This is a genomic window from Burkholderia cepacia (genome assembly GCF_001039005.1).
Taxonomy (GTDB): Bacteria; Pseudomonadota; Gammaproteobacteria; order Burkholderiales; family Burkholderiaceae; genus Burkholderia; species Burkholderia theae.
The window spans coordinates 76452-101851 of the sequence record NZ_LDWR01000014.1 but is presented as its reverse complement, the minus strand read 5'-3'; the positions used below and the strand labels follow the sequence as shown (position 1 = coordinate 101851).

At 67.9% G+C, this 25400-nt stretch carries 6 protein-coding genes; all 6 read right to left on the bottom strand.

Annotated features, from left to right (window positions below):
• Positions 1-12: 12 nt before the first annotated feature.
• Positions 13-492, bottom strand: coding sequence for a hypothetical protein (locus tag VL15_RS08580; protein ID WP_048244883.1), 480 nt, complete (start codon positions 490-492; stop codon positions 13-15).
• A gap of 53 nt (positions 493-545) precedes the next feature.
• On the bottom strand, positions 546-1202 hold the full coding sequence (locus tag VL15_RS08575) for a glycosyltransferase family 25 protein (protein ID WP_048244881.1): 657 nt from the start codon (positions 1200-1202) through the stop codon (positions 546-548).
• Entirely contained in the window at positions 1199-10678 is a 9480-nt protein-coding gene (locus VL15_RS08570) for an amino acid adenylation domain-containing protein (RefSeq protein WP_230684381.1), read from the bottom strand. Before VL15_RS08570 ends, VL15_RS08575 begins: the two co-directional genes overlap by 4 nt.
• A gap of 98 nt (positions 10679-10776) precedes the next feature.
• Positions 10777-19863, bottom strand: coding sequence for a non-ribosomal peptide synthetase (locus tag VL15_RS08565; protein ID WP_080970765.1), 9087 nt, complete (start codon positions 19861-19863; stop codon positions 10777-10779).
• Entirely contained in the window at positions 19860-23792 is a 3933-nt protein-coding gene (locus VL15_RS08560) for a non-ribosomal peptide synthetase (RefSeq protein WP_048244874.1), read from the bottom strand. Before VL15_RS08560 ends, VL15_RS08565 begins: the two co-directional genes overlap by 4 nt.
• Entirely contained in the window at positions 23780-25396 is a 1617-nt protein-coding gene (locus VL15_RS08555) for an MBL fold metallo-hydrolase (RefSeq protein ID WP_048244872.1), read from the bottom strand. The genes VL15_RS08560 and VL15_RS08555 overlap by 13 nt, the downstream gene beginning before the upstream one ends.
• Positions 25397-25400 lie beyond the last annotated feature (4 nt).

Genomic DNA, 25400 nt, shown 5'->3' with positions numbered 1-25400 from the left:
AACGGGAAGGGCTCAGTTGACCAGGTGACTGAGTTCGATGGCGTGTGCCGCCGATCTCAATCTTGACGAGGCCTCGTGCCTTCCGAGAAACGTGATGCTTTCGACGATTTCCAACGGCGAATCGGAAAACAGGATGCAGCACTTCAGCAGGCGCTGCGCACGCTCCCAGCCGACGTTCATGGAATCGGCCACGCCCTGCAACGCGGCCTCGACCGACGCGGCCGTCCAGCCGTCGTTCCGGATCAGCTGCGACTCGATCAGCCGAAGAAATTTCAGGAGGGTGCGGGGATTGCTTTCGATGCTGTACATGAGGATGTAATCGATCCGCAGTTTCTTCGTGATCAACGGAAAAATCAGGTCGATCACGCCGGCGGTCGATTCGCATTTCCCGTAAGCCAGCGAAATCGCCTCGCCGAGCTTGCGGTCCCGGTGAAGCGCATCCAGCGCGGCCTGTACGAACGCCGCTTCATGGTCAACGGTAGTGATTTGCATGAGATTCAATGGCCTGTCGAGTGATGGATTGCGGCGAGCGTGGACCGCGGGCGTTACCAGCCATCCGGAATGGGCATGGAATAGGTCAGCGGCTTTTCCGGCATGACTTCGTCCATGATGTCGGAGTAGCCGGACTCCTGGCCGACCAGATTGGGCTCGAAGCAGTAGCAGTTGAACGTCTTCTGCAGGACGAGGTTGTTGCGGTCGTTGATGGCCGGCGGGTGTTCGTTGATCGCGATGAACGCGTCGTAAAGCGAGTCCCTGACGACGTACGCATGCGCGGTCAGCGTCTCCACGGTCTTGACGACGTTCGGCGCGACGGGAATGGGCGGCGCGAAGTGATACGCGCCCAGAAACAGCATGTGCCAGTCATCCGGCACCTGCGCGATGAAGTCGGGGAAGCGCGCGGCGAAATCGGCGGCGAAGAACGCGTCGTCCTCGAAGATCAGGACTTCGCTCGCGCCGGCGGCCTTGGCCTGTTTGACGGCGGCGAGATGGCTCATCGTGCAGCCGTAGTCCTGCGGACGCATGTGGCCCAAGGATTCCGGCACGCTCACCAGCCTTGCATCGACGGCGGGCAGCCGTTCGACCGTGAGGATGTTCTGCTCGGCGAATTTTCGCTGCATCCCCTCCCAGCGATCGGGACGCCGGTCCAGGTTGATGCAGACCTTGCGGGCAAAAGTGTTGTCGATCGTCGGCGTTGATTTCATGAAGGCGTTTTTTCCAGGAACTGATTGACATGGGCAGCGAGGACACCGGCATGCGGATCGAGCAGCATGGTCAGGTGGTCGCCAGGGACGTCCGTCACCTCGACGGGAAGCGCCGAGAAGCGTGACCACCCCCAGGCCGGGTCCAGGCGAAGCTGCGCGATCTCGGGCGACGGGTCGTAGTCGCCGGGATCGCGCTCGGTACTGCGGAACAACGCGATCGGCACGGGCAGCGGAGAGGCTTGCGGCGTGTAGTGCGACTTGAAGTTGGCCTGATAGACGCGCAGATAGGCGCGCAGGCGGTCGGGTCCGGCGTCCGCGAACCAGCTGCCGCGAGCGCCGATCCGGTCGAGGATCAGGCCGGCCTGGCCGTCGGGATCGAGCGGGACGAGGTCGTCTCGCGTCACCTGAAGGTCGGTCCCGAGGAAGGTGCCGATTTCGTGGGCGATCGCGACCAGCCATTCGGTGTCGTCCCAGTCCTGCCAGTAGGTGGCGGCCGGGCTGTCGATGGGTGCGGACGCATCGAAGATCGCCAGCAGCTTCACGACGGCGCCCTTGGCAACGAGCTGCCGGCTCATTTCGAGCGCCACCTGCGCGCCGAACGAGTGGCCCGCCAGGTAGTAAGGGCCCGCACCCACCAGCGGCCAGATGCGTTCGATGTGACGGGCCGCGATGTCTTCCACGCGGGTGAGCGGCAGGCAGGCGCCGTCGAGGCCGAGCGCTTCCAGCCCGTGAATCGCGTGGGTTCCGTTCAGGCGGTTCGCGAGCGGGTGGAAGTAGACCACGTTCCCGCCGGCGCCCGGCAGGAGGAACAGCGGCGCAGCGGGACCGCCGTCGCGGATCGGCACGAGCCCGCCGGCAGGCGCGGACGGTTCCTGCGTGGCCAGCGCCGCCGCCAGTTTCTCTATCGTCGGATTCTCGAAGAGACAGGAAATCGGCAGCCGGCGATCGAACGCCTTCTCGACATTGGCCATCAGCTGGATCGCGATGATCGAGTGACCGCCGAGATCGAAATAGTTGTCGCTGACCGTGATGTCGTCTCGCTTGAAGATCCGCTGCCAGATCTCCAGCAACGTGCTTTCGTGCGCCGTCGGCGCGACGGCGCGTGCCGCCGTAACCGGACCGGCGGCGGGTTGGACGGCAGGGTCGGCCACGCCGCGCGGCGCGCCCGGCTGGCCACCGGCAGCCGGCGCATCGGCGAGCTGGCCGGTCAACTGGTCTGGCTCGGCGGCGAATCGCTCCAGCAACGCGCGGAGGGTGTCCAGCATCTGCCGCACCACGTCGGGCGCGACGCGGTGTGCGTCGTGCGAAATTTCGAAGCCGACACGCTCGTTCGGGTGCACGGTCAGGGTCAGCGGGTAATTCGATTCCGCGAAGGCGCGGGTGTCGAGGATCTCGATGTCGTCCGGCCCGAGATCGGGAGCAGCGGCAACCGGGAAGTTCTCGAACACCAGCAGGCTGTCGAACAGGCTGTCGCGGGCGGGCAGTTCGCTCCATGACTGGATATCGACCAGCGAGCTGTACGAATGCGGTTCCATGGCCGTCTGGGCTGCGTGGACCTCCGCCAGCCATTCGGTGAAGGGGCGCTCTGGCGCGATGCGCAAGCGCAACGGCAGCGTGTTGATGAACAGCCCCGCGACCGACTCGACGCCGTCGAGCATCGGCGGGCGACCGGACACGGTGACGCCGAAGACGACGTCGTCCGTTCCGGTGTGACGCTGCAGCACCAATGCCCAGACAGCGCGTATCAGGACGTTGAGGGTGACGCGATGGGTGCGCATGAGCGCTTGCAGCCGCGCGGCCAGGGCCTCGTCCAGCAGGAATTGCTGGGTCCGGCGCGTAGCCTGCCGAGCGGCGTCGCCGGCGGCCTGCCGGGCAGGACCGGCCGCGATCGGCGTGGCGGCATGGAACCCCGCCAGTTCGGCGCGCCACCAGGTTTCGTCGGCGGAGCGAGGATGGCGCGCGAGCCAGTCGATGTACGTGCGGTATCCCGGCGCCGATGCGGTGGCCGCGGGCGCGCCAGTGCGGACGAGCGACAGGTAGTCGTCGAACACTTCCTTCATCAGGATGGCGGTGCTCCAGCCGTCGAGAATGATGTGGTGCGCGCTCCAGCAGAAGCGATGGCGCGTGTCCGTTTCCTGGATCAGCGTGCAGCGGAACAACGGCGCGCGCTGAAGATCGAAGCCGCGCCGCCGGTCCTCGGCGAGGAAAGCGTCGAAGTCCTGCGCACGGCGGGACGCATCGCGGGATCGCCAGTCGAGGCGCGCCCACGGCAGGTCGACCGTGTGCAGCACGGTCTGGACGGGCTGATCGCGATCGGCCCACGCGAACGCGGTACGCAACACGGGATGGCGCGCGAGCGCATTGGCCCACGCTTGCCGGAGCGCCGGCACCTGGAGCGGGCCGCGGACGACGAAGCTGAACTGCTGGAAATAGGCGGCGGGATCCAGGTCGTACAGCGAATGGAACAGAATGCCCTGCTGCAGCGAAGAGAGCGGGTAGCTGTCCTCGATGTCGTCCCATGCGGTGTCCTGGACCGACGCCGCGAAGTCGAGCAGGCGGTCCTTGAAGTGCGCGGCCAGGTTCTCGACCGTCTGCCGCCGGTGCAGCCGCTCGCCGTAGCGCCAGTCCACCTGAAGCCTGCCGTCGACAACGGCGGCGACGATCTCGAACGCATGCGTGCGCTGCGACCGCTCGGCACGCAGCGAACCGAGGTCCTCGGCCGCAGGGCGCCAGCCTTCGGATTGCTGCAACACGGTATCGAGCTGCCCGTGATAGTTGAAGAGGATATCGGCGTTCGGCAGCGCGGCGAGACTGTCGCGCACCGCGTCGTCGGGGCTCAGGTAGCGGAGCAGCGAATAGCTGAAGCCTTCGGCCGGAATCGTGCGCAACTGCCGCCGTGCGGCACGCAGCGCTTCCTCCGGCGTGTGCCGGGCGTCGGCCTCGAGCACGACGGGGTAGATGGAGGTGAACCAGCCCACCGTCCGGGTGAGGTCGATCGGCGCATCCGACACGTGGCGGCCGTGACTTTCGAGATCGATCCGGGTGCGCGCGTTGCCCGTGACCATGCTGCAGGCTTGCGCAAGCGCGGCGAGCAGGACGTCGTTGATGCGGGTGTCGTGGGCCCGCGGCAGCCGGCGCAGCAACGCCGTCGTGGCGGCTTCGTCCAGCTCGAACGACACGCACGCCGCGTCGCCGACCGCGTTGCCGGCCGCACCCGCGGCCGGATAATCGACCGGCATCGGTTCGACGGGCTGCGCAACGAGGGTGTGCCACAGCCCGGCTTCGTCGCCGATGGCCGGCGACCGGCTCAGTTGCTGCAGATGCAACGCCCATTCGCGGAACGAAGTCGTCTTCTCCGGCAGCGGCTGGCCGTGGTAGGCCGCATGCAGATCCTCGAGGAGCACGCGCCACGACACGCCGTCCACCGCCAGGTGATGGATCGACACGAACAGGCGGGCGAGCGGCTCGTCGGCCACGCAGAAGAGCCGGGCCGCCAGCAATGGGCCGTGCGTGATGTCGATGTCGCGTTCGGCTTCGGCGGCGGCGGCGCGCATCGCCGCCAGGCGCTCGCCGGCGTCGCCGGCGATCTCCCGCTTCGCGAAGCATGCGGGCGCCTCGCCGCCGGCGACGACTTCCTGGGTCCAGCGGCCCGCGCTGCGCGAAAGACGCAGGCGCAATGCGTCGTGATGTTCGTGGACTTGCCGGAACGCGTCGGCGAGCCTCGACGCGTCGATATCCGCCGGCACCTGGATCAGGACCGTCTGATTGTAGTGCGACGGCGCATTGGTCTCCTGCTCGAGGAACCAGTGCTGCACCGGTGTGAGCGGCGCATCGCCCAGCGGGCTGACGCTCGACGCATGCGTTGCCCGCTCGTCAGGCGCGGCGGCCAGCTGCGCGATCGTCTGGTACTGGAACAGCTGTTTCGCCGTCACACGAAGTCCCGCCCGATTGGCGCGCGCGATGACCTGAATGCTCAGGATGGAATCGCCGCCCAGTTCGAAGAAGTTGTCGTGGATGCCGACCGAAGGCAGTTGCAGCACGTCTTGCCAGATTGACGCCAGCAGGATTTCCCGGGGCTTGACGGCCGGCGCGTGCGGCCGGGCCGCGTCGATCGTGTCCGCGGGCGCAGGCAACGCCTTGCGGTTGATCTTGCCGTTGGGCAGCATCGGCAAGGACGCCAGCGCGACGAACTGCGACGGCACCATGTAGTCCGCGAGCTTGCCGCCCAGATAGTCGCGAAGATCGGCGAGGTCCGGCGTTGCGGTCGCGATATAGGCGATCAGGAACGTTCGGATGCCTTCCGTTTTCGCGATCACAACACAGTCGTCGACCGCCGGATGCGTGCGCAGCGCCGCCTCGATTTCACCAGGTTCGATGCGCAGGCCGCGCAGCTTGATCTGGTGATCGATGCGGCCGAGGAACTCGATATTGCCGTCGGGGCGGTAACGCGCGAGATCGCCGGTACGGTAGAGGCGCGCCCGCGGGTCGGTCGAGAACGGGTCGGCGATGAACTTCTCGGCGCTCAGTTCCGGTTCGCCGTGGTAGCCGAGCCCCACTGGCGTGCCGCCGATCAGCAGTTCGCCCGCGATGCCGAGCGGCGTGGGCTGCATGTGCGCGTCCACGATATGAAGGCGGGTATTGGCGATGGGCCGGCCGATCGGAACGATGCGGTGCGGGTCGTCGCGCTTGCACTCCCATGCGCTCACGTCGACGGCGGCTTCCGTGGGGCCGTAGAGGTTGTACAGCCTGACGTCCAGGCGCTCGAGGCAGCGCTGCTGCAGGTCGTAGGGCAGTGCCTCGCCGCTGCACACGACGCGGCGCAGCGACGTGCAGTGCGCGTCCAGGTCCGGATGGTCGAGGAAGGCACGCAGCATCGATGGCACGAAGTGAATCGTGGTGATCCGTTCGCGCTCGATGAGTTCGGCCAGATAGTCGGTCTCGCGCTGTCCGCCGGGTCGGGCGAACACGAGGCGCGCACCGGTGACGAGCGGCCAGAAGAATTCCCAGACCGAAACGTCGAAGCTGAACGGGGTCTTTTGCAGGACGGCGTCGTCGGCGTCGAGCGAGTAGGCGTGCTGCATCCAGAGGATGCGGTTGGTGATCGCGCGATGGGTGTTGAGCGCGCCCTTGGGCCGGCCGGTGGAACCGGACGTGTAGATCATGTAGGCGAGGTTGTCGCCGTTCAGATCAGGCGCGGGGTTGGCTACGGCGTCGAGATCGAGGTCGAGTTCGCTGGAATCGACGACGATCAGGGCGGCATCGGTGTCGGGCAGCGCGTCGCGCAGATGTTGCTGGGTGAGGAGCCAGCGCAACTGCGCGTGATCGATCATGAAGCGCACGCGCTCGGCGGGATAGTCGGGGTCGACGGGGACGTAGGCGCCGCCGGCCTTGAGGACGGCGAGCAGCGCGACGATCATGTCGAGCGAGCGTTCCATGGCGACGCCGACGAGGGTGTCGGGCCCGACGCCGCGCGCGATGAGCCGGTGCGCGAGGCGGTTGGCGCGCAGGTTGAGTTCGGCGTAGGTGAGCGTGCCGTCGTCATGGACGGCGGCGACGGCATCGGGCGTGCGCGCGACCTGTTGTTCGAACAGGCGGTGCAGCGGCTGTGCGGCGGCCTCGCCGAACTCCGTCTCGGTCCGGTTCCACTCGACGGTCAGCAGGTTCCGCTCCGCTTCGCTCGTCAACGGCAGCCCGCCGAGCGGCCGGTCCGGATCGGCAATCACGGCATCGACGAGCGTGCGGAAGTGTTCCGCCATGCGATCGATCGTGGCGGCGTCGAACAGGTCCAGGTTGTATTCCAGCGAGCCCGCCAGGCCGTCGTCGGCATCCTGGATATGGAGCGTGAGGTCGAACTTGGCGGTGTGGGTCTCCACCGACACCGGCGTCGCCACGAGACCGGGGAAGCTCAACGCCTGGGATTGCGCTTTCTCGTACGCGAACACGGCCTGGAAAACCGGCGTGCGGCTCAGGTTGCGCTCGAGCTTGAGCGAATCCACGACCTGTTCGAACGGAATCTCCTGGCGGCTATAGCCGTCCAGCGCGACGCGCTTCACGCGCGCCAGCAGTTCGCCGAAGGTCGGATTGCCCGACAGGTCCACGCGCAGCGCGAGCATGTTCGCGAAGAAGCCGATCAGCGGCTCGGTCATGCTGGAGCGCCGATTGGCGATCGGGGAGCCGATGACGAGGTCCTGCTGATGGCTGTACCGCGACAGCAGCAGCGCATACGCAGCGAGCACGACCATGAAGGTGCTGGTGCCGGACGCACGTGCGATCGCGCGCAGGCCGTCGGCGCGTTCGCCGTCCAGCCGGAACGGCAGCACCGCGCCGCGGAACTGCTGGATGGCGGGGCGGGGACGGTCGGTAGGCAGTTCGATCAGGTCCGGCGCGTCCGTCAGCGAGGCGCTCAGAAGCGCCAGTTCCCGATGCGTATCGGCGGACGCCAGGCGCTCGTGCTGCCACACCGCGTAGTCCGCGTACTGGATGGCCAGTTCCGGCAGCGGCTGGCCTGCATAGAGCGCGGCCAGTTCGCCGATGAGGATGCCTGACGACCACGCATCCGACACGATGTGATGCATCACGACGCCGAAGACGTGCAAATCCGCATGCACGCGATACAGCACGACGCGATAGAGCGGCCCGGCGGCGAGATCGAACGGGCGATCGGCTTCCTCGGCGAGCAGCGCGAGCGCCTCGGACTCGCTGGCGACGTCGACGACGTCGAGCGCGACCGGCGCGGGCGGCGCGATGCGCTGGACCCCGAGGCCGTCGATGGCGGGAAACGTCGTGCGCAGGATCTCGTGACGCCGGCTGATCCCGGACACGGCGGCCCGCAGGCGCGAGAGGTCCAGTTCGCCGTCGAAACGCAGCGCGCTCGAGATGTTGTAGGCGGCCGACGGGCCTTCCAGTTGAGCGAGGAACCACAGGCGCTGCTGCGGAAAGGACAGCGGCAGGTCGTTCGCGCGCGAGCGGGGCAGGATGTTGCCGGCCGTCGCACCGGCGCGGGGCGACGACGCCTCGATCAGGTCGGACACCGCGCCGATGGTCTGGAGTTCGAAGATCGCGTCGATGCCGATCTCGACGGAGAAGCTGCCCCAGATCCGCGAGACCAGCTGCATGGCCTGCAGCGAATCACCGCCGTAGTCGAAGAAGCGGCCGGCGAGATCGACGGCCGGGTTGTCGAGCACGTCGCGCCAGATGCGCAACAGTTCGAGCTGGACTGGCGTGGCGTCGGGGCTGGGCGCGTCGGGCGCGGCGGCCGGCTCCATGGCCAGCAGCGCCGGGCGATCCAGCTTGCCGTTGGCGTTGAGCGGAAATTCGGCGATCAGGACGATGTCGGACGGGACCATGTAGTCCGGCAGTTTCCCGCCCAGGAACGCCCTGAGGTCCGGCACGTTCAGGCTCGCGGAGCCCTTGACGTAGGCCGCCAGCTTGCGCACGCCGTGAGCCGATTCGCGCAGCATGACCGCCGCGCCGACGACCGCCTCGTGCGCGGTGATCGCGGCCTCGATCTCGCCGAGTTCGACACGGTGCCCACGAATCTTGACCTGGTCGTCGACGCGCCCATAGCACTGGATCCGTCCGTCGGGCAGCCATCGGCCGATGTCGCCGGTGCGATAGATGCGCGCTTCGCCGGGGAACGGATGCTCGACGAATTTCGCGGCGGTGACGTCGGGGCGCAGGTGGTAGCCGCGTGCGAGGCCGGCGCCGGCGAGGCAGATTTCCCCCGGCACGCCAAGCGGGACCGGCCGCAGGGCCTCGTCGAGCATGTACACCCGGGTGTTGACAATGGGCCGGCCGATCAGTACCGAAGCCGGCACGTCCTCGACGCGCTCGACGATGCAGCCGACCGTCGCCTCGGTGGGACCGTACTCGTTGTAGATTTCGATCGACGGATCGATCTTCCGCAGCGTCGCGATGTGCTGGGGCGTCAGTTCCTCGCCGCCGACGATCACCTTGCGCACGCCGGAGCGTGCCAGGTTCATGTACTCCAGCAGGTGAATGTGGGTCGGCGTGAGCTTGAGGGTGTCGACGCCGCTGCCGGGCTGGAACATCCGGGCCAGAATGGTGTCGATGCTTTCCGACTGCGGATAGATGCGCAGCGTCTTGCCGCGCACCAGCGGGCAGAAGAGGTTGGTCAGCGTGAAATCGAAGCACAGCGAGCTGTACAGGCCGAAACTGCCGGTCGTGCTTTCCGGAAAGTAGTACTCGGCGGCCCACGCGATGTAGTGGGCCAGGTTCCGGTGTTCGAGCAGGCAGCCTTTCGGGCGCCCGGTCGAGCCGGACGTGTAGATCACGTAGGCCAGGTTCGCCGGTTCGGCGCGACACGGCGGATTGTCCGGCAGCGCCGTCCAGTTGGGGAGCGCCTGGTCCAGCAGCAGTGTCACGCCGGAGAACTCGTACCATTGCGCCAGTTGACTCGACTGGGTCACCAGCAGCGACAGGCCGGTGTCGCCGAGAATGTGGTTGATCCGTTCGGCAGGATAGGCCGGGTCCAACGGAACAAACGCCGCCCCTGCCTTCAGGATGCCGAGAATCGCGACGATCATCCATTCGGAACGTTCGAGCATGACGCCGACCAGCGATTCCTGCCCGACGCCGTAATGTTCGCGCAACTGATGCGCGAGGCTGTTGGCCCGGGCGTTCAGGTCGGCGTAGGTCATCAACGCACTGTCGGTGACGAGGGCCGGCGCTGCCGGCGTGCGGGCGACCTGCGCTTCGAACATCTCGACGACCGTCGGATGGCGAGGGCCGGCCGCCGCGGTTTCGTTGAAGGTGGCCAGCTGCCGGCGCGCGTCCGGCGCGCTCGAGTCGATGTCGCCGACCGGCTGGTCGAGGTGTTCGAATGCCTGCAGCACCGTGGCGAGGCTGCTTGCGAAACCGTCCATGACGAACGGCTCGATGGCGCCGGCATGACGAATCTCGATTTCGCCGCGCGCCAGTCGCAGGTGCAACTGCAGGTCGTCGTCCTGCCCCGTCAGTGCATGGTGCACCCGATCGTCCGCCAGCGAGACCTTCGTGAGCTGCGCGAGCGCCAGCTCCTTTTCGTTGCGCACCAGCGTTTCGAGCGGGAATTGATGCTCGGCATAGCTTTCCTCGACGATCCCGGCCACGCGCGACAGGTAGTCCTCGATGCGCTCCTCGGGACGGACCTCGATGATCAGCGGAATGGCGCCGGCCCGGGTCGCCGGGTGCTCGGCAAGCTCCGGCGTGCCGAGCACCGTGACCGGCGTCCGGAAGTATTGCCAGAGCAGGAACGCAATGCCCGCCGCCGTGACGGCGAATTCGGCAAGCTCGCCGTCGCCGATGCGCCGCAGCACGTCGAGCGACGCGGGCGTGAGTGGCACCGTGCGGGACAGCAGGCGCCCCGGTTGCGGGCTCGGCGCGTGCGCGGCGATCCGGTAGGTGCCGGTGACCCGGGACAGGCTTTCGCGCCAGAATCGCGCGGTGTGCGCATAGCGATGGTCGGTGACCAGCACGTTATTGTCTTGCACAGGAAACTCCTCGATACGTTTTGTTCACCTGAAACAACCCGAAGCCGGGTGCATGGCGTCCGCCGTTCGAACTCCGGCCGGCATCACGACTTCTCCTCGAGCACGTCGTCGACGGTGACTTCGCGCGCTTGCTTCAGGCGGAGGCCGACCCGCACGCGCGGGCTGGCGGCGGGCGCATCGCCGGACAGCGGGATGCGATCGACCGGCATGGCCGGATCGCGGCAGAAGACGTCCTGGATCGCGAGCAGTCGATCGCGCATCGCGGCGATGGTCGCGGGGCGGAACAGGTTGGCGTTGTAGATCAACTGAATGCGGTGGCGGCCATCGCTTTCCACGACCTGGAACGACAGATCGAACTTGGCCGTGGTGTCCGCCTGCGAGCGGTCCGTGATGCGCAGATCCGACTGCGGCGCGGGCATCGAAATGGCGTTCGCCTGAATGTCGAAGATCGGGAAGTGGCCGGCCGGGGTGCGAATCTTCAGGTCGTCCAGCAGTGCATCGAACGGATAGGACGCATGCGCCAGCGCGTCCGTGGAGGCTTTTGCCACCGTGTCGATCACCGCTTCGACGGTTGCGGACTTCTGCACCGGGACGCGGAGCACGAGGGTGTTGAGGAACACCCCGATCTGCGATTCGAGCTGCTCGCTGTCGCGCCCGGCCGACACGCTGCCGATGACGATGTCCTCGCGCCCCGTGTAGCGGTGCATCAGCACGCAGAACGACGCGAGGAGCACCGTGTAGAGCGACGTATGGTGCGCGCGGGCCAGTGCCGCGAGGCCCGTCACCTGCGGCTCCGACAGTTCGACTTCGAGCGTCTGCCCGGCATGACCGGGCCGCTCGGGACGCGGGAAGTCGGACGCCAGTTGCAGGCGGGGCAGCGGCGCCGCGAGTTGCGCGAGCCAGTACGCGCGATGCGCGGCGGCGTGCGGACCTTCGAGGCTCGCGTTGTGCCACGCGGCGTAGTCGCGATACTGGATCGACAGCGGCGGCAGGTCGTGTCCCGCATACAGGGCTTGCAGGTCGTCGGTCAGCACGCGGATCGACCACGCATCCGATATCACGTGGTGCATGTTCAACAGCAGCAGGTGTTCCGTCGGCGAGAGCCGGACCAGCTTGACGCGCAAGAGCGGCCCCGACGCGAGATCGAATGGCTGCCCGCTTTCCTCGCGAATCAGCGCATCGATGGCCTGCAGCCCGGCATCGTCCGCGAGATCCATGTGCTCGACCCGGAATCCGGATGCCTCGCGGGTGAGGATGCGTTGCCGCAGCTCGCCTTCGATCATCGCAAACACGGTGCGCAGGCTCTCATGGCGATCGACCAGCGCGTCGAACGCATGGACGAGGCGCGCCGTGTCGACGGCGCCGTCCAGCTGCAGCGCGCCTGCCATGTTGTACGTGGACGGATCCGCGCTGCGGCTGGCGAGCCAGATCCGCTTCTGTGCACGGGACACCGCGTAGGACGGTTGCACCGCAAGCGCCGGGATGGGCGCATCGACATCGAGGCGATCGGTGGGGCGGGACGCCAGCTTCCGCGCGAGTGCGCGCGGCGACGGCGCCTGGAAGATATCGGCGACCGCGACGTTCAGTTTCAGTTCACGCCGGATCCGGCTGACCATCTGGATCGCTTTCAGGCTTTGGCCGCCATGCTCGAAGAAGTCGTCGTCGACGCCCTTCGGCCGACGGCCGAGCACCTCGGCGAAGATGCGCAGCAGCGCTGCCTCGACGGGCGTCTGCGGTTCGGCCGGCGCGCCGTCGGGCACGGACGCGGCATCCGGGAGCGGCAGCGCGGCGCGGTTGATCTTGCCGTTCGGCATGACGGGCAACGCCGGCAACAGCATCACGGTGTCGGGCACCATATGCGCCGGCAGCGTGTCGCGCAGTGCGTCGCGCAGGCGTTGGGGCGTCCAGCCGGTGCCCGACGCGTAGCCGCACAGGGTCATGTCCGAGTCCGACGCCTGCCGGGCGACCACGACGGCGTTGGAGATGCCTGCGAGCCCCGTCAGTGCGGCTTCGATTTCTCCGAGCTCGATGCGATAGCCGCGGATCTTGACCTGGAAGTCGCGGCGTCCGAAGAAGTGGAGCGTGCCGTCGGCCCCGAAGCAGCCGATGTCGCCGGTGCGATACAGGCGCGCGCCCGGTTCCGGACTGAACGGATCGTCGCGGAACACCGCCCGGGTGCGTGCTTCGTCGAACAGGTAGCCGCGCCCGACGCCCGCTCCCCCGATGCAGATCTCGCCTTTGACGCCGGCCGGGCACGGATTCATGTCGGCGTCGACGACGTAGAGGCGCAGGTTCTCGATGGGGCGGCCGATCGGAATCGCCGGCAGATCCGGCGCGCGTTCCATGCTGAAATGCGCGACGGAATCCGACGCTTCGGTCGGCCCGTACGCGTTGATGAGCCGGACCGCCGGATTCAGGCGGAACCACGCGTGCGCGGAGGCCGGCTGCAGGGTTTCGCCGATCGTCAGTAGCGTGTCGAGATGCGGGAAAGCCGGCGCCGGGTGCCGTTCCAGCTCACCGAGAAAGGTCGCCAGATAGGACGGCACGAATTGCATCGCCGTGATGCGGTCGCGGTGAAGCGCGTCGATCAGGCGCGCGGGCTCGAGAATGTCGGCATCGGGATAGATCACCGTCGTGCCGCCCGACACCAGTGCCGCGAAGCACTGCCAGACCGAAATGTCGGAGCAGTGCGAAGCGGTCTGTGCGACCGCGCTCTGCGCGCCGAGCCCGACCCTGCGCGCCATCGCGAGCACGTGATTGAGCATGCCGCGATGCTCGACCATCGCACCCTTCGGTTGGCCGGTCGAACCCGACGTGAAGATCACGTAGGCGAGGTCCGCGGGCCGGCAACGCGGTGCCGGCGCGCCGGCGCCCCGATGCTCGGGCAGGCGCGCGGGGTCGACCTGCGGGATCGCCGCCAGCGCCGGCGGCGGCATGCCGTCCGTCGCGACGAGGATGGCCGGCCGGGCCAGCGTCAGGAGGGTCTCGACCCGCTGGGCCGGATAGGCCGGATCGACGGGAACGTACGCCGCGCCGCACTTCCAGATGGCCAGGATCGTTTCCAGCATCAACGGCGAGCGCGGCATCCAGACGGCGATCCGGTCGTCCGGCTGGATCGGCGCGACGTGCAGCAGATGACCGGCGATCCGGTTGGCGCCTTCGACGAGGTCGCGATAGGTGCGGACCTCCGTGCCGCAGCGGACCGCAATGCGCTCGGGGTGCGCGGCGGCGACGGCTTCGATCAGTTCGGGTAGCGTCCGGTCGGACGGAACCGGCGCGAACGTATCGTTCCATCCGAGCACGATGGCGTCCCGCTCCGCGGCGGTGAGGAGCGCAACGCTGCGGTTCGGGCGATCTTCCTCGCCGGCGAGGCCGACGAGCAGTGTTTCGACGTGACCCAACAGGCGCACGATCGTTTCGCGATCGAACCGGCCGTCGTCGTACAGCACCTGCAGCGACAGGCGCTTGCCCGGCGTCACGACCAGCGTCAGCGGGTAGTTGTTCGGATCGGCCACCTGGAATTCGCCGATCCGCAGGCCGGGCAGCCCGTCGGCCAGCGCTTCCTCGACCGGATAGTTCTGGAAGATGAGCAGGCTTTCGAAGAGCGGCACGCCGGGCGGCAGGCCCGCGAATTTCTGGATGTCGGCCAGCGGATAGTGCGCATATTCCTCCTGCTGCGCGAGCGCCATCTGCAACTGCGCGAGCCACGCGGCCGTCGGGCGCGCGTCGATGCGAACCCGCACCGGCAGCGTGTTGATGAACAGCCCGACCATCTCGTCCGACGCCGGCAGCGAGGCCGGGCGGCCGGAAACGATCGTGCCGAACACGACGTCCGCTTCGCCGCTGTAGCGGCCCAGCAGCTGGGCCCACGCGCCCTGCACGAGCGTGTTGAGGGTGAGGCGACGGGTTTGCGCGAAGGCGACGAGCCGTTGCGTGTCGCTTTCGGAGAGCAGCAGCGGCACCTCGACATAGGCGCCCGGCGCGGCCGTGCCGTCGAGTTCCGGGCGTCCCAGCACGAGCGACGTCGTCGCCGGGAAATCCGCCAGCTTCGTCTTCCAGAAGCGTTCCGCCGCGGCTGCGTCCTGGCGCGCCAGCCAGCGCACGTACTCGGCGAACGCAGGCGGCGCGTCCTGCTCCGGCGCACCGTCGGCCGGCAGCGCCTGATAGGCGGCGGCCACTTCGCCCAGCAGACGGGCGGAGCTCCACCCGTCGAGCAGGATGTGGTGATGGCTCCAGTGGAAGCACCAGGCGTGATCGCCCATGCGGAACAGCGCGAGGCGCATCAGCGGCGCTAGGGTGAAGTCGAAGCCGCGTGCCCGGTCCTGCGCGTCGTAGGTTTGCCGGCGCCGTTCGGCCTCCGCGGCGGACGTCGCGCGCAGATCCTCCTCGTGCCACGGCAAGTCGATATGGCGATGCACGACCTGCGCGGGGCTGTCGAGGTCTTCCCAGTGAAACGACGTTCGCAAGATGTCGTGCCGCTGCGCCACGGTATCCCACGCGCGGCGGAACCGTTCGACGTCGAGCGCGCCGTCGATACGGAAATTCAGGCTGCTGAAGTACGCATCCGACGCGGGTTCGTACAGCCCGTGGAACAACATGCCCTGCTGGGTCGGCGTCAGCGCGTAGACGTCGGCGATCTCGTCCGGCATGACCGAGGCCGGCGCCTGCGCCAGGCCGGTCGCGGGCCGGGTCGATGCGGACGGGTCGGCAGGGGCGGAGACCAGGGATTCGAGCGCCGCGAGGTACGCTTGCGCGACGCGCCGGATGGTGGCGGCGTCGTGGCAGGCCCGGCTGAATTCCCACGCAACGTGCAGGCGGTCGCCGCTCACGTAGGCGTTGATGTCGAGCAGGTGTTCGCGCCGCTGGTTCGCATGGCGGCCGTCCCCGCTCGGCTCCGTCGCCGGTTTCCAGTCGCGCGCGGCGGCGAACAGCTGGTCGGTCTGGCCCAGGTAGTTGAACAGCAGTTGCGGCTGCGGCGCCGGACCGTCGAGCCGGTCTTGCAGCAGGCCATGACTGATGCCCGCGTTCGGCACGGCGCGCAGTTGCGTCTTGACCGACGCAACCAGGCGAGCCGGATCGTGCGGGCCGGGATCGACCGTCAGCGCGACCGGGAACACGGACGTAAACCAGCCCACCGTGCGCGAGATGTCGAGGTCTTCGAACAGTTCTTCGCGCCCGTGCGCTTCGAGATCCAGCAGGACGTCGGCGCATCCGCTCCAGTCGCTGACGGCACGCGCAAGCGCGGCAAGCAGCACGTCGTTGATCTGCGCGTCGTAGGCCCGGGGCGCGGCGCCCAGCAAGGCCGTCGTCGCGGCTTCACCCAGCTCGACCACGATCGTGTCGGCGGACGACACGGTATTGGCGTCGGCCGGCGCGGCGCGATCGAGCGGCAGGCGGGGCAGGTCGGCGCGCGCCAGGGCCTGCCAATGGACGAGATCGGCGTCGGCGGCGCCGGAGCCGGCCCAGTGCGAGATCGCCCGGGTCCAGGCGGTCCACGTTGCGCTGCCGCCCGCAAATTCGGGCGCCTTGCCGTTGCGCAGGCGGGTATAGGCGTCGTACAGGGTTTCGAGCAGCGCGCCCCACGACACGCCGTCGACGACCAGATGATGCGCAACCAGCAGCAGACGAAGCGAACGGCCTTCGTCGAGGCGGAACAGGTCCGCACGCACGACGGGGCCGTCCGACAGATTCAGGCTCGCATGCGACTGCGCGACGTGCTGCGCGAGCCGCTCGCCCGGAATATCGAACACGCCGACGGGCACCTCCGGATCGTCGACGACCGACTGGATCCAGCCGGACTCGCCCGCGCGAAAGCGCAGCCGCAGCGCATCGTGCCATTTGACCGCGTGCCGCAACGCCTGGCGCAGCAAGGCCGGATCGAAATCCGCCGGCACGTCGAGCAGGACCGCCTGGTTGTACTGGTTCGTATCGTTCTGATGCTGCGCGAAGAAGCGCTTCTGGATCGGCGTCAGCGACAGCGGGCCGGACGATGCGACGAACTCCGCCGCGCCGACCGTGCCGCGCGTCGCCACGGCGGCGAGCTCGGCAACCGTCGGATGCTGGAAGATCAGCCGGGTGGTGAGCTTCAGGCCCGCCTTGGCGGCCAGCGACACGATGCGCATGCTGAGAATCGAGTCGCCGCCCAGCGCGAACAGGTTGTCGTGGATGCCGGGCGCCGGAATGCCCAACGCTTCTCCCCAGATGCGGCACAGCAGCGTCTCGGTGGGCGTGCGGGGCGGTGTCGGTGCGTGTGCCGCCGCCGACAGCCGCGACCGGTCGAGCGGCGGCAGCGCATTGCGGTCGATCTTGCCGTTGCCGCTCAGGGGCAGCGCGTCGAGCACCACGTAGATGGCGGGCACCATGTAATCCGGCAGCGTGGCGGACAACGCGGCGGCTATCGCGGCATCGCTCAGCGACGCGCCGTCGCGGAACGCGACATACGCGCATAGCGCGGCGCGGCCGGCGTCGTCGCGATAGTCGAGTGCGGCCGCCTGGCGGATTTCCGGAATGGCGGCCAGCGCGTTGTCGATCTCCCCGAGCTCGATGCGGTAGCCGCGGATCTTCAGCTGGTGGTCCTTGCGGCCGTAGAGCGCGATCGTTCCGTCGGGGAGATAGCAGCCGATGTCGCTGGTGCGGTACATGCGGACACCGCGCTCCGGAATGAACGGATCCTCGACGAAAGCCTCCCGCGTCGCAGCTTCGTTGTTCAGGTAGCCGCGGCCGACGGCGATGCCGGACACACACAGTTCGCCGGGAATCCCGATCGGGCACAGGTTCATCTGCGGGTCGACGACGTAGAGGCGTACGTTGCGGATCGGCTTGCCGACCGGGACGTAAGGCGTGGTTGGCGCGCACGTCATGCGGTGCTGCGCGACGTCGTCGGATGCTTCCGCCGGGCCGTAGGCGTTCACCAGCGCGATGTCCGGGAACACGTCGAACCACTGTTTCACCAGGGCCGGGCTGACCGTCTCGCCGGTGACGAGCAGGTGCCGCAGGTGCCGCATCAGCGCCGGCCGTTCCGACGCACGGTCGAGCACGGCGGACATATAGGACGGCACCAGTTCGAGGATGCTGACCCGGGTGGCGTCCAGGGTCGCGATGAAGGACGCCGGATCGCGAATGCATTCGTCGTCGACGATCACGGTCTTGCCGCCGGCAAGCGGCGCCGTGAAAAATTGCCAGACCGAAATATCGAAGCAATGCGGCGCGGTTTGCGCGATCACCGACGAAGCCGAAATCGAAAACTCGTCGATCTCGGCGAGCATGTGATTCAGCATGCCGGCGTGCTCGACCATCGCCCCTTTCGGCTTTCCGGTGGAACCGGACGTGTAGATCACGTAGGCGAGGCTGTCGGGCGACACGGGGCGGCCGGGGTTGGTGTCGTCGTCGATCCCGGTGGCGTCGTCGAGCGACACGACCGGCGCGAGCGAGGCCAGCTCGGCCGGCAACAGGCCGTCGCAGGTCAGCACGAGGGCGGCGCCGGAATCCTCGAGAATGGTGCGGATGCGCGCCGCCGGATAGTTGGGGTCGATCGGAATATAGGCGGCGCCGCACTTCCAGACGGCGAGGATCGCCTCCATCAGGTGGGCCGACCGGTGCATGCAGATCGCGACCAGCGCGTCCGGCCCCAGCTCGGCGGCGGCCAGCAGGCGGTGCGCGAGTCGGTTGGCGCGGGCGTTCAGTTCACCGATGCTCAGGACGCTGTCGCGGTACTCGACCGCCGCCCGCTCGGGGTGCGCCGCGGCGGCCTGTTCCAGACGATGCACCACGGTGAGCGCGGCGTCGAACGGCACGGCGGTGTCGTTGAAGGTGTCCAGCAGTAGCCGGCGTTCGGCCTCGGGCAGGATCGGCAGGCGTCCGAGCAGCCGGTTCGGATCGGCCGCGAAGGCATCGAGCGTCGCGGCCACGTGGCCCAGCATGCGCTGCATCGTGTCTTCATCGAAGCGCCGCGGATCGAACGACAGTTCCATCTTCCAGTCGTCGCGTGCCGTCACCACGAATTCGAGCGGGATGTCGGCGCGGTTGTAGAGTTGCACCTCGTCGACCGCCAGCCCGTGCGCGCCATGCGTCAGCGACGCGTCCAGCGGGTAATTCATGAACGTGATGTTGCTCTCGAACAGCGGCGTCGTCAGCGGCACTTCGCTGCAGCGCTGAATGTCGGGCAACGGGGTGTGCTCGAACGGCGCGCGGGCGGCCACGCGCGCCTGGATCATCTTCAGCCACGGCACCAGCGGTTGCCTGGGGTCGACCCGCACCCGCACCGGCACCGTATTGATGAACAGGCCGAGCATGGATTCGATTCCCGGCAGGTTGGCGCCCCGTCCGGACACGACGGCGCCGAACACCACGTCGGTCTCCCCGCTGTAACGCGACAGCACGAGCGCCCAGGCCGCTTGCGCGAGGGTATTGAGGGTGACGTGATGGCGGGCCGCAAATTGCCGCAGGCGCGCGCTCAGGTCGGCCGACAGGTCGGCCTGCACTTGCGCGAGGCCCTCGCCGAAGCGCTCGCCCGCGGCCGCGCGCGCGGCCGTGGGCAGCGGGGTCGGCGAGTGAAAACCTTCGAGATAGCGCGCCCAGTATTGCTGCGCGGCTTGCGGCTCGCGCTGCTGCAGCCACTGGATATAGTCGCGATAGGGGCGCACCGCGGGGAGCGCCGGCGGCACGCCGTGCGTGAGCGCGCGATAGGCCTCGAAGATCTCCTCGATGACGAGCGACAGGCACCAGCCGTCGGCCAGGATGTGATGGTGGCTCCAGCTGAACAGGTACGCGTGCTCGGCGACGCGCACCAGGCGGCAGCGCACGAGCGGCGCACGATCGAGCGCGAAGCCTTCGGCCAGGTCGCGGTCGAGATGCGCGCGCCACCGCGCGCGCTGTTCGTGGTCCGGCAGATCGCGCCAGTCGTCCTGCACCCACGGCAGCGTGGCTTGCGCATGCACGACCTGCATGGGCTTGTCGAATTCCTCCCAATGGAACGACGTGCGCATCACCGGGTGCCGATCGATCAGCTGCTGCCAGGCGGCTTGAAACAGCGCGGGATCGAGGCTGCCGGTGATCCGGCAACCGAGCTGGTTGAAGCTGCTGCTCGCGCCGGGCGAGTGCACGGCATGAAAGAGCATCGCCTCCTGCATCGGGGAGAGCTCGTAGATATCGGCGATGGTGGGGGAGGTCACGATTTGATCCTTGATACGAGGGCGTCCAACGCTTCCTGACTGATGCGAGCGGCTGGAAAGTCCGACGGACTCAGCCCGCGCGGGCCTTCACCGCTGGCCTCGACGATCGACAGCAGACGGCTGCGGTAGCACTGCGTCAGCTGCTCGATGACGCCGGGTGGGCAGGCCTCGCGGTTGTAACGCCAGGTCAGGCGCAGACGCCCGTCGAACACCATCCCGTCGATCTCGAACAGATGGCCGCGACGTGCACGCGGGCTGTGCTCGGGACTCTCGAAGTCGAGCACCGGTTTCCAGCCCGTGTCGTCGGCCAGCACGCGATCGATCTGGCCGAGGTAGTTGAAGCGCACCGGCGCCGGCGGCTGCCGTTCCAGTGCCGCCGCGATGCCGGCGTCGTTGCCGAGGTAGCGGGCGACGCCGTAGCCGAGCCCGCGCATCGGCACCGCGCGCAGCTGCTCCTTGACGTGGCGCAACGCGTCGACCGCCACGGTGGCGTTGCCGGCATTCAGGTACACCGGGTAGTGCGTGGTGAACCAGCCGATCGTGCGCGACGTATCGACGCCGTCGAAGAGGTCCTCGCGACCGTGGCCTTCGAGCTCGACGACCAGCGTGGCGTTGCCGGTCCAGTCGCCGAACGCGAGCAGCAGGGCCGTCAGCAGGACTTCGTTGATCTGGGTGTTGAACGTGCGCGGTACGTCCTGCAACAGCGCGAGCGTCTGCCCGGCGTCGAAATCGATGACCGTCGTGCCGGCTTCGCCGACGGTGCCGACCGGCATGTCGTCGAAGCATGCAGGCTCGTCGGCGCTGGCCTGGAGCCAGTAGTCCAGCCCGTCGGGCGCGCTCGCACCGAGTTCGGACAGGCGCGTCGACCAGTCGCGCCACGCCGTCGTCCTGGCCGGCAACCGCACCGCTTCACCCGCTTCGCGCTGGCGGCACGCGGCGTACAGGTCTTCGAACAGGATGCGCCACGACACGCCGTCGATCACCAGATGGTGCGCGACCACGAGCAGGCGCTGCGGCGCGTCGAGGCCGAACTGGAACAGGTGCGCGCGCAGCAGCGGCGGCGCCGACAACGTGAAGCTTTCCTGCAGGTCGCTGGCGGTCGCGAGCATGGCCGCCTGCCGTGCGGCGGGCGCCGCGTCCGCCAGCGACGTGACGCCGAGCGGAATCGCCAGCGGCGGCGCCGCATGCGATTGCTGCCATGCGCCGGCGACGCGCTCGAAACCCAGCCGCAGCGCGTCATGATGGGTCGCGACCGCCGCCAGTGCGTGCTCGAGCACGTCCGGCCGCAGCGACGCGGGCACCTCGATCATGGTCGACTGGTTGTAGTGGTGCGGATCCGCCACGTCCTGCGCGAAGAACCACGACTGGATCGGCGTCAGCGGGGCGGGGCCGACCACCGGTTCCTGCGAAATCCGGATCGACGGCGCCTCCACCGCAACCTGGGCAAGCGCGGTGATGGTCGGATGCGCGAAAAACTGGTCGGCGGTGAATTTGAGGCCGACCTGCTGGGCCAGCGACATCACCTGGATGAGCAGGATCGAGTCGCCGCCGAGTTCGAAGAAATTGTCGTGCACGCCGATCGGCTCGCGGCCCAGCACCTCGGACCAGATCTTGCCCAGGCGCGCTTCGACGTCATTGGCCGGTGCGGCGTACGCGGTTGCGCCCGGCACGGGCGCCAGCTCCAGCGCGGCGAGCGCCTTGCGGTCGGGCTTGCCGTTCGGTGTCAGCGGCAGGCGTTCGAGCGTCACGATCGAGGCCGGCACCATGAACTCGGGCAGGCGTTCCTTCAGATGTTCCCGCAGGCCGGCGACGCTGGCCGTCGCCGTGGCGACGCAGGCCACCAGCTGCTTGTGCTGCGGCGTATCCTCGCGCACGAACACGATCGCGTCGGTCACGCCGGCGTGCTGCCGGAGCGCCGCTTCGATTTCGCCCATCTCGATGCGATAGCCGCGAATCTTCACTTGCGTGTCGCGGCGCCCGGTGACTTCCAGGTTGCCGTCCGGCAGCCAGACGCCGAGGTCGCCGGTGCGATAGAGGCGCTCGCCCGCTTCGAACGGGTGGTCGACGAACGCGGCGGCGCTCAGGTCGTCGCGGCCGACATAGCCGCGCGCCAGCGCGATGCCGGACACGCAGATCTCGCCGGTACACCCGTCGGGGGCCAGCGCCCCGTGCTCGTCGAGCAGGTACAGGTGCGTGTTGTGGATCGGGCGGCCGACCGGCAGACGGGCGCCGTAGGCGATCGCCGGGTCGACCACGTAGTCCGCGATGCACACGGTGGCCTCGGTCGGGCCGTACGAGTTGTGGCACACGCGGGTCCGGGCCAGTTCGCGCAGATCCGCCACGCGCGCGTTGTCGCCCGCGCTGATGACCCGCTTCACGGCGCCGAGCGCGTTCCAGTCGAGCGACGCGAGATAGGCCGGCGTCGCGTTGACGGTGGTGACACCCTGCTGCGCGATGTAGTCGACGAAACGCGGCACGTCCCGGATCACGGCGGTCTTCGCCAGCACCAGGCGCGCCCCCGCGAGGAGCGTGACGAAAATCTCCATGATCGAGCCGTCGAAGCCCGGGGAGTAGAACTGGACGAACCGGTCGTCGGCATCGAAACCGAAGGCGTTCACATGGTACTGCGCCATGTTCAGGAGCCCTGCATGTTCGAGCGCGACACCCTTGGGGATGCCCGTGGAGCCGGACGTGTAGATGATGTACGCCGCGTCGCCCGGCGCGACCTCGACCTGCGATGACGCCGGTGCGGGTTCCAGCGTGTCGAGCTGAAAGTCGAGCGCGAACATCGGAATCGCCCAGAAATCGGCGAGCAACGGCAGGTATTCCGAGTTCGTCAGCAGCGCCTTGACCTTCGCGTCCTCGATCATGAAGCGCAGCCGCTCCCGCGGAAACTCCGGGTCGAGCGGCAGATATACCGCGCCCGCCTTGAGCGCGCCGAGCATGCCGACGATCCAGCGCTCGGACCGGTCGGCGACCACCCCCACCACGTCGCCGCGCTCGATCGCATATTCCGCGAGCAGGAAGCCCGCCAGCCGGGACGACTGGTCGTCCAGCTGCGCATAGGTCAGCGATGCGTCGGCGGTCAGCGATGCGTCGGCGGTCACCACCGCGATGCTGTCCGGCGTGGCCGCGACCCGTTGCGCGAACTGCGCGAGGAAGGTGCCATCCACGGCAACGGGCGCCGCCTGCGCAAGCAGGCGCGCACGTTCCTCGTCATCGAGCAGCGAGACCGTGTCGAGCGGGGCGTCCAGCGCGCCGAAGCCGGCCACGACGTTGCGCAGGTGCCGTGCGACATGCTGCAGATAATGCAGCGTGAAGACCGTCGGCCGGCCCGTCAGGACGATCTCGTAGCACGCACGATGCCGGATCTCGATCGACAGGTCGTAGTCCCCCTCCGTCCACGCTTCGTGCAGGCCGTCGAAGCGCACGCCGACGTTGGTCGCGGGCCGTTCGCCGCGCAGTTTGTGCGCGAGGGCCGCGATCGGAAAATCCTGATACGAATAGCTGCGCTGCACGCTGTCGCGCACCTGGTTCAGGTACGCGCGAACCGTGGGGCCGGGCTGGGCGGCGTCGAGCAGCGGGACGGAATCGGCGGAACCGTTCGCGGCTTCGGCAATCAGGCGCGGCGTATCCACGAACAGGCTGGCTGCGCCGTCGTAGCGCCCGAGCACCCGGAACAGCGCCGCCAGCAGCACGACGAACGCGCCCAGCTCGTTGCCGGCAGCGAGCTTCGCCAGGGTCTGCGCCGCGTCGCCGTCGAGCGCGAACGTCAGCGCCGGCGCGGGGCCGAGGGGCAACGCATACGCCTGCCATGCTTGCTGAAGACGGAAGTCTTCGTCGATGCGACCGAGCGCCTCGTTCCAGAACACCAGGTGTTCCTGGTATTGCCCGCTGGTCGACAGCGCGTTGAGATTCAGTTCTGACAAAGCACGATCTCCCTCGTCGCGTACAGGATTTCGGAAGCGATGCCCTTGGCCTTGCAGTGCGCGACAAACTGGGTGGACTGGATATGGCTGGGCGAGTTTTCGTCGAAGGTGTTGTCGAGGAGGTGGTTGAGCCACGGCTCCTGGCCCATCGCGTAGACATACGCCGCGTTGAACGGGAAGTCGTCCACCAGCGCGGCCGCCTCGCCGAACTGGCAGCCCCGCGCCCGGCGCGACCGGTCGAGGTCGCGCGGCAGCGTCTTGGGAAACAGCGGGCCGTAGACCCATGACGGCGGTGCGCCCTCGGTTTCCATCCCGACGAACAACGTGTCCGGCTTGCCGGCGAGGCGGAAGACATGCTCGTAGAGGCGCGGGTCCAGGTTGCACGAATCGGCGATGCACAGCACCGAGCGCGTGCCGAAGCGGATCATGAAGCTCTGCTTGCTCTGGATCGCCAGGTCGTTGTGTTCGCCCAGGAACGGAATGGCGGTGATGACGCCGTTGGGCACCTTGATTTCGTCTGCATCCCTGACTTCCAGCACATCGTCGAAACCGAGCTTGCGCAACGCCAGCGCCAGTGACGGATCTTGCGGAAACCCGTCGAGATTCCTGCCGACCACCACGGTCTTGACCTTGTGGCGAAGCTGCAGCAGCGTTTCGAGGACGATGTGATCGTGATGGCTGTGCGTGATCAGCACGTAGTCGATCTGGTCGGGCAAGTCCGCGAACGTATAGCGCGGCAGCGCGGTGTCGTAGCCGTAGCTGATCACCGGATCGATCAGGATGCTCACGCCGCGGCTCTGCACCAGCAGGCACGCGTGGCCGTAATAGCGAATGCGGATGTCGTCGCCGTCGAACGAACGATCCGGTTTCGGCGCTGGCGCCTCCTCGACGAAGAACGTGCGGAACAGCGGCTCGTCCTTCTCCTCCACGCGCATCAGGTCGACGATTTTCGCGTAGCTGGCGGGCGTGTCGCGCATCCGGAACAGCGCATCGAGCGCGCGATCGTCGAAGGCCATGTTGCAAAACAGCGTGCGCTCGTCGCTGAGCCGGGGCGTGCTGAGAATGAACGGCCGGGGCGTGTTCTCGTCGATCGCCGACAGCGCGATGCTCTGAGCATCGCGCGCGTAGAGCGGGCTCGCATACAGCAGGCTCTCGAAGAGCCGGAAGGACGGGTTGTGATTCAGGTCGTAGTAGATCTCGACATAGCCTTTCAGCACTTCCGGGATCTCGGGATAGATCGGATCCGACGCCATCCCCTTCGCCTGCTCCAGCAGCAACGTGGAGAACGTCTTGTAAGCCTTCGCCAGTTCCAGTTGGCGGGTCGCGCGAGCGGTGGTCTGCTCGATCAGCGCGCGGATTTCGTCGACGCGCTTGCCGCCCAGGTCGAGAAACGGGCCACCGCGCATCGCGGGATCCTTGCAGGCCGCCGCATGCATCATCGGCGACGCGGCATAGGACTGCATCAGCGGCAGGAACCGCTCGGCCACGTTGAGCGCGGCGGTCAACGGCGGCAGCGTGTGAAACCACGCGTACCAACCGTTGATCAGCGGTTCGAACTGAATGTTTTGCCGCAGGTAGACGTGTGTGCTGGACGAAATAGTCAACGAA

What these genes read in the sequence shown, in the direction of transcription:
- VL15_RS08575 (WP_048244881.1), bottom strand. Translation starts at nt 1,202, where the DNA reads ATGAAATCAACGCCGACGATCGACAACACTTTTGCCCGCAAGGTCTGC.
- VL15_RS08580 (WP_048244883.1), bottom strand. Translation starts at nt 492, where the DNA reads ATGCAAATCACTACCGTTGACCATGAAGCGGCGTTCGTACAGGCCGCG.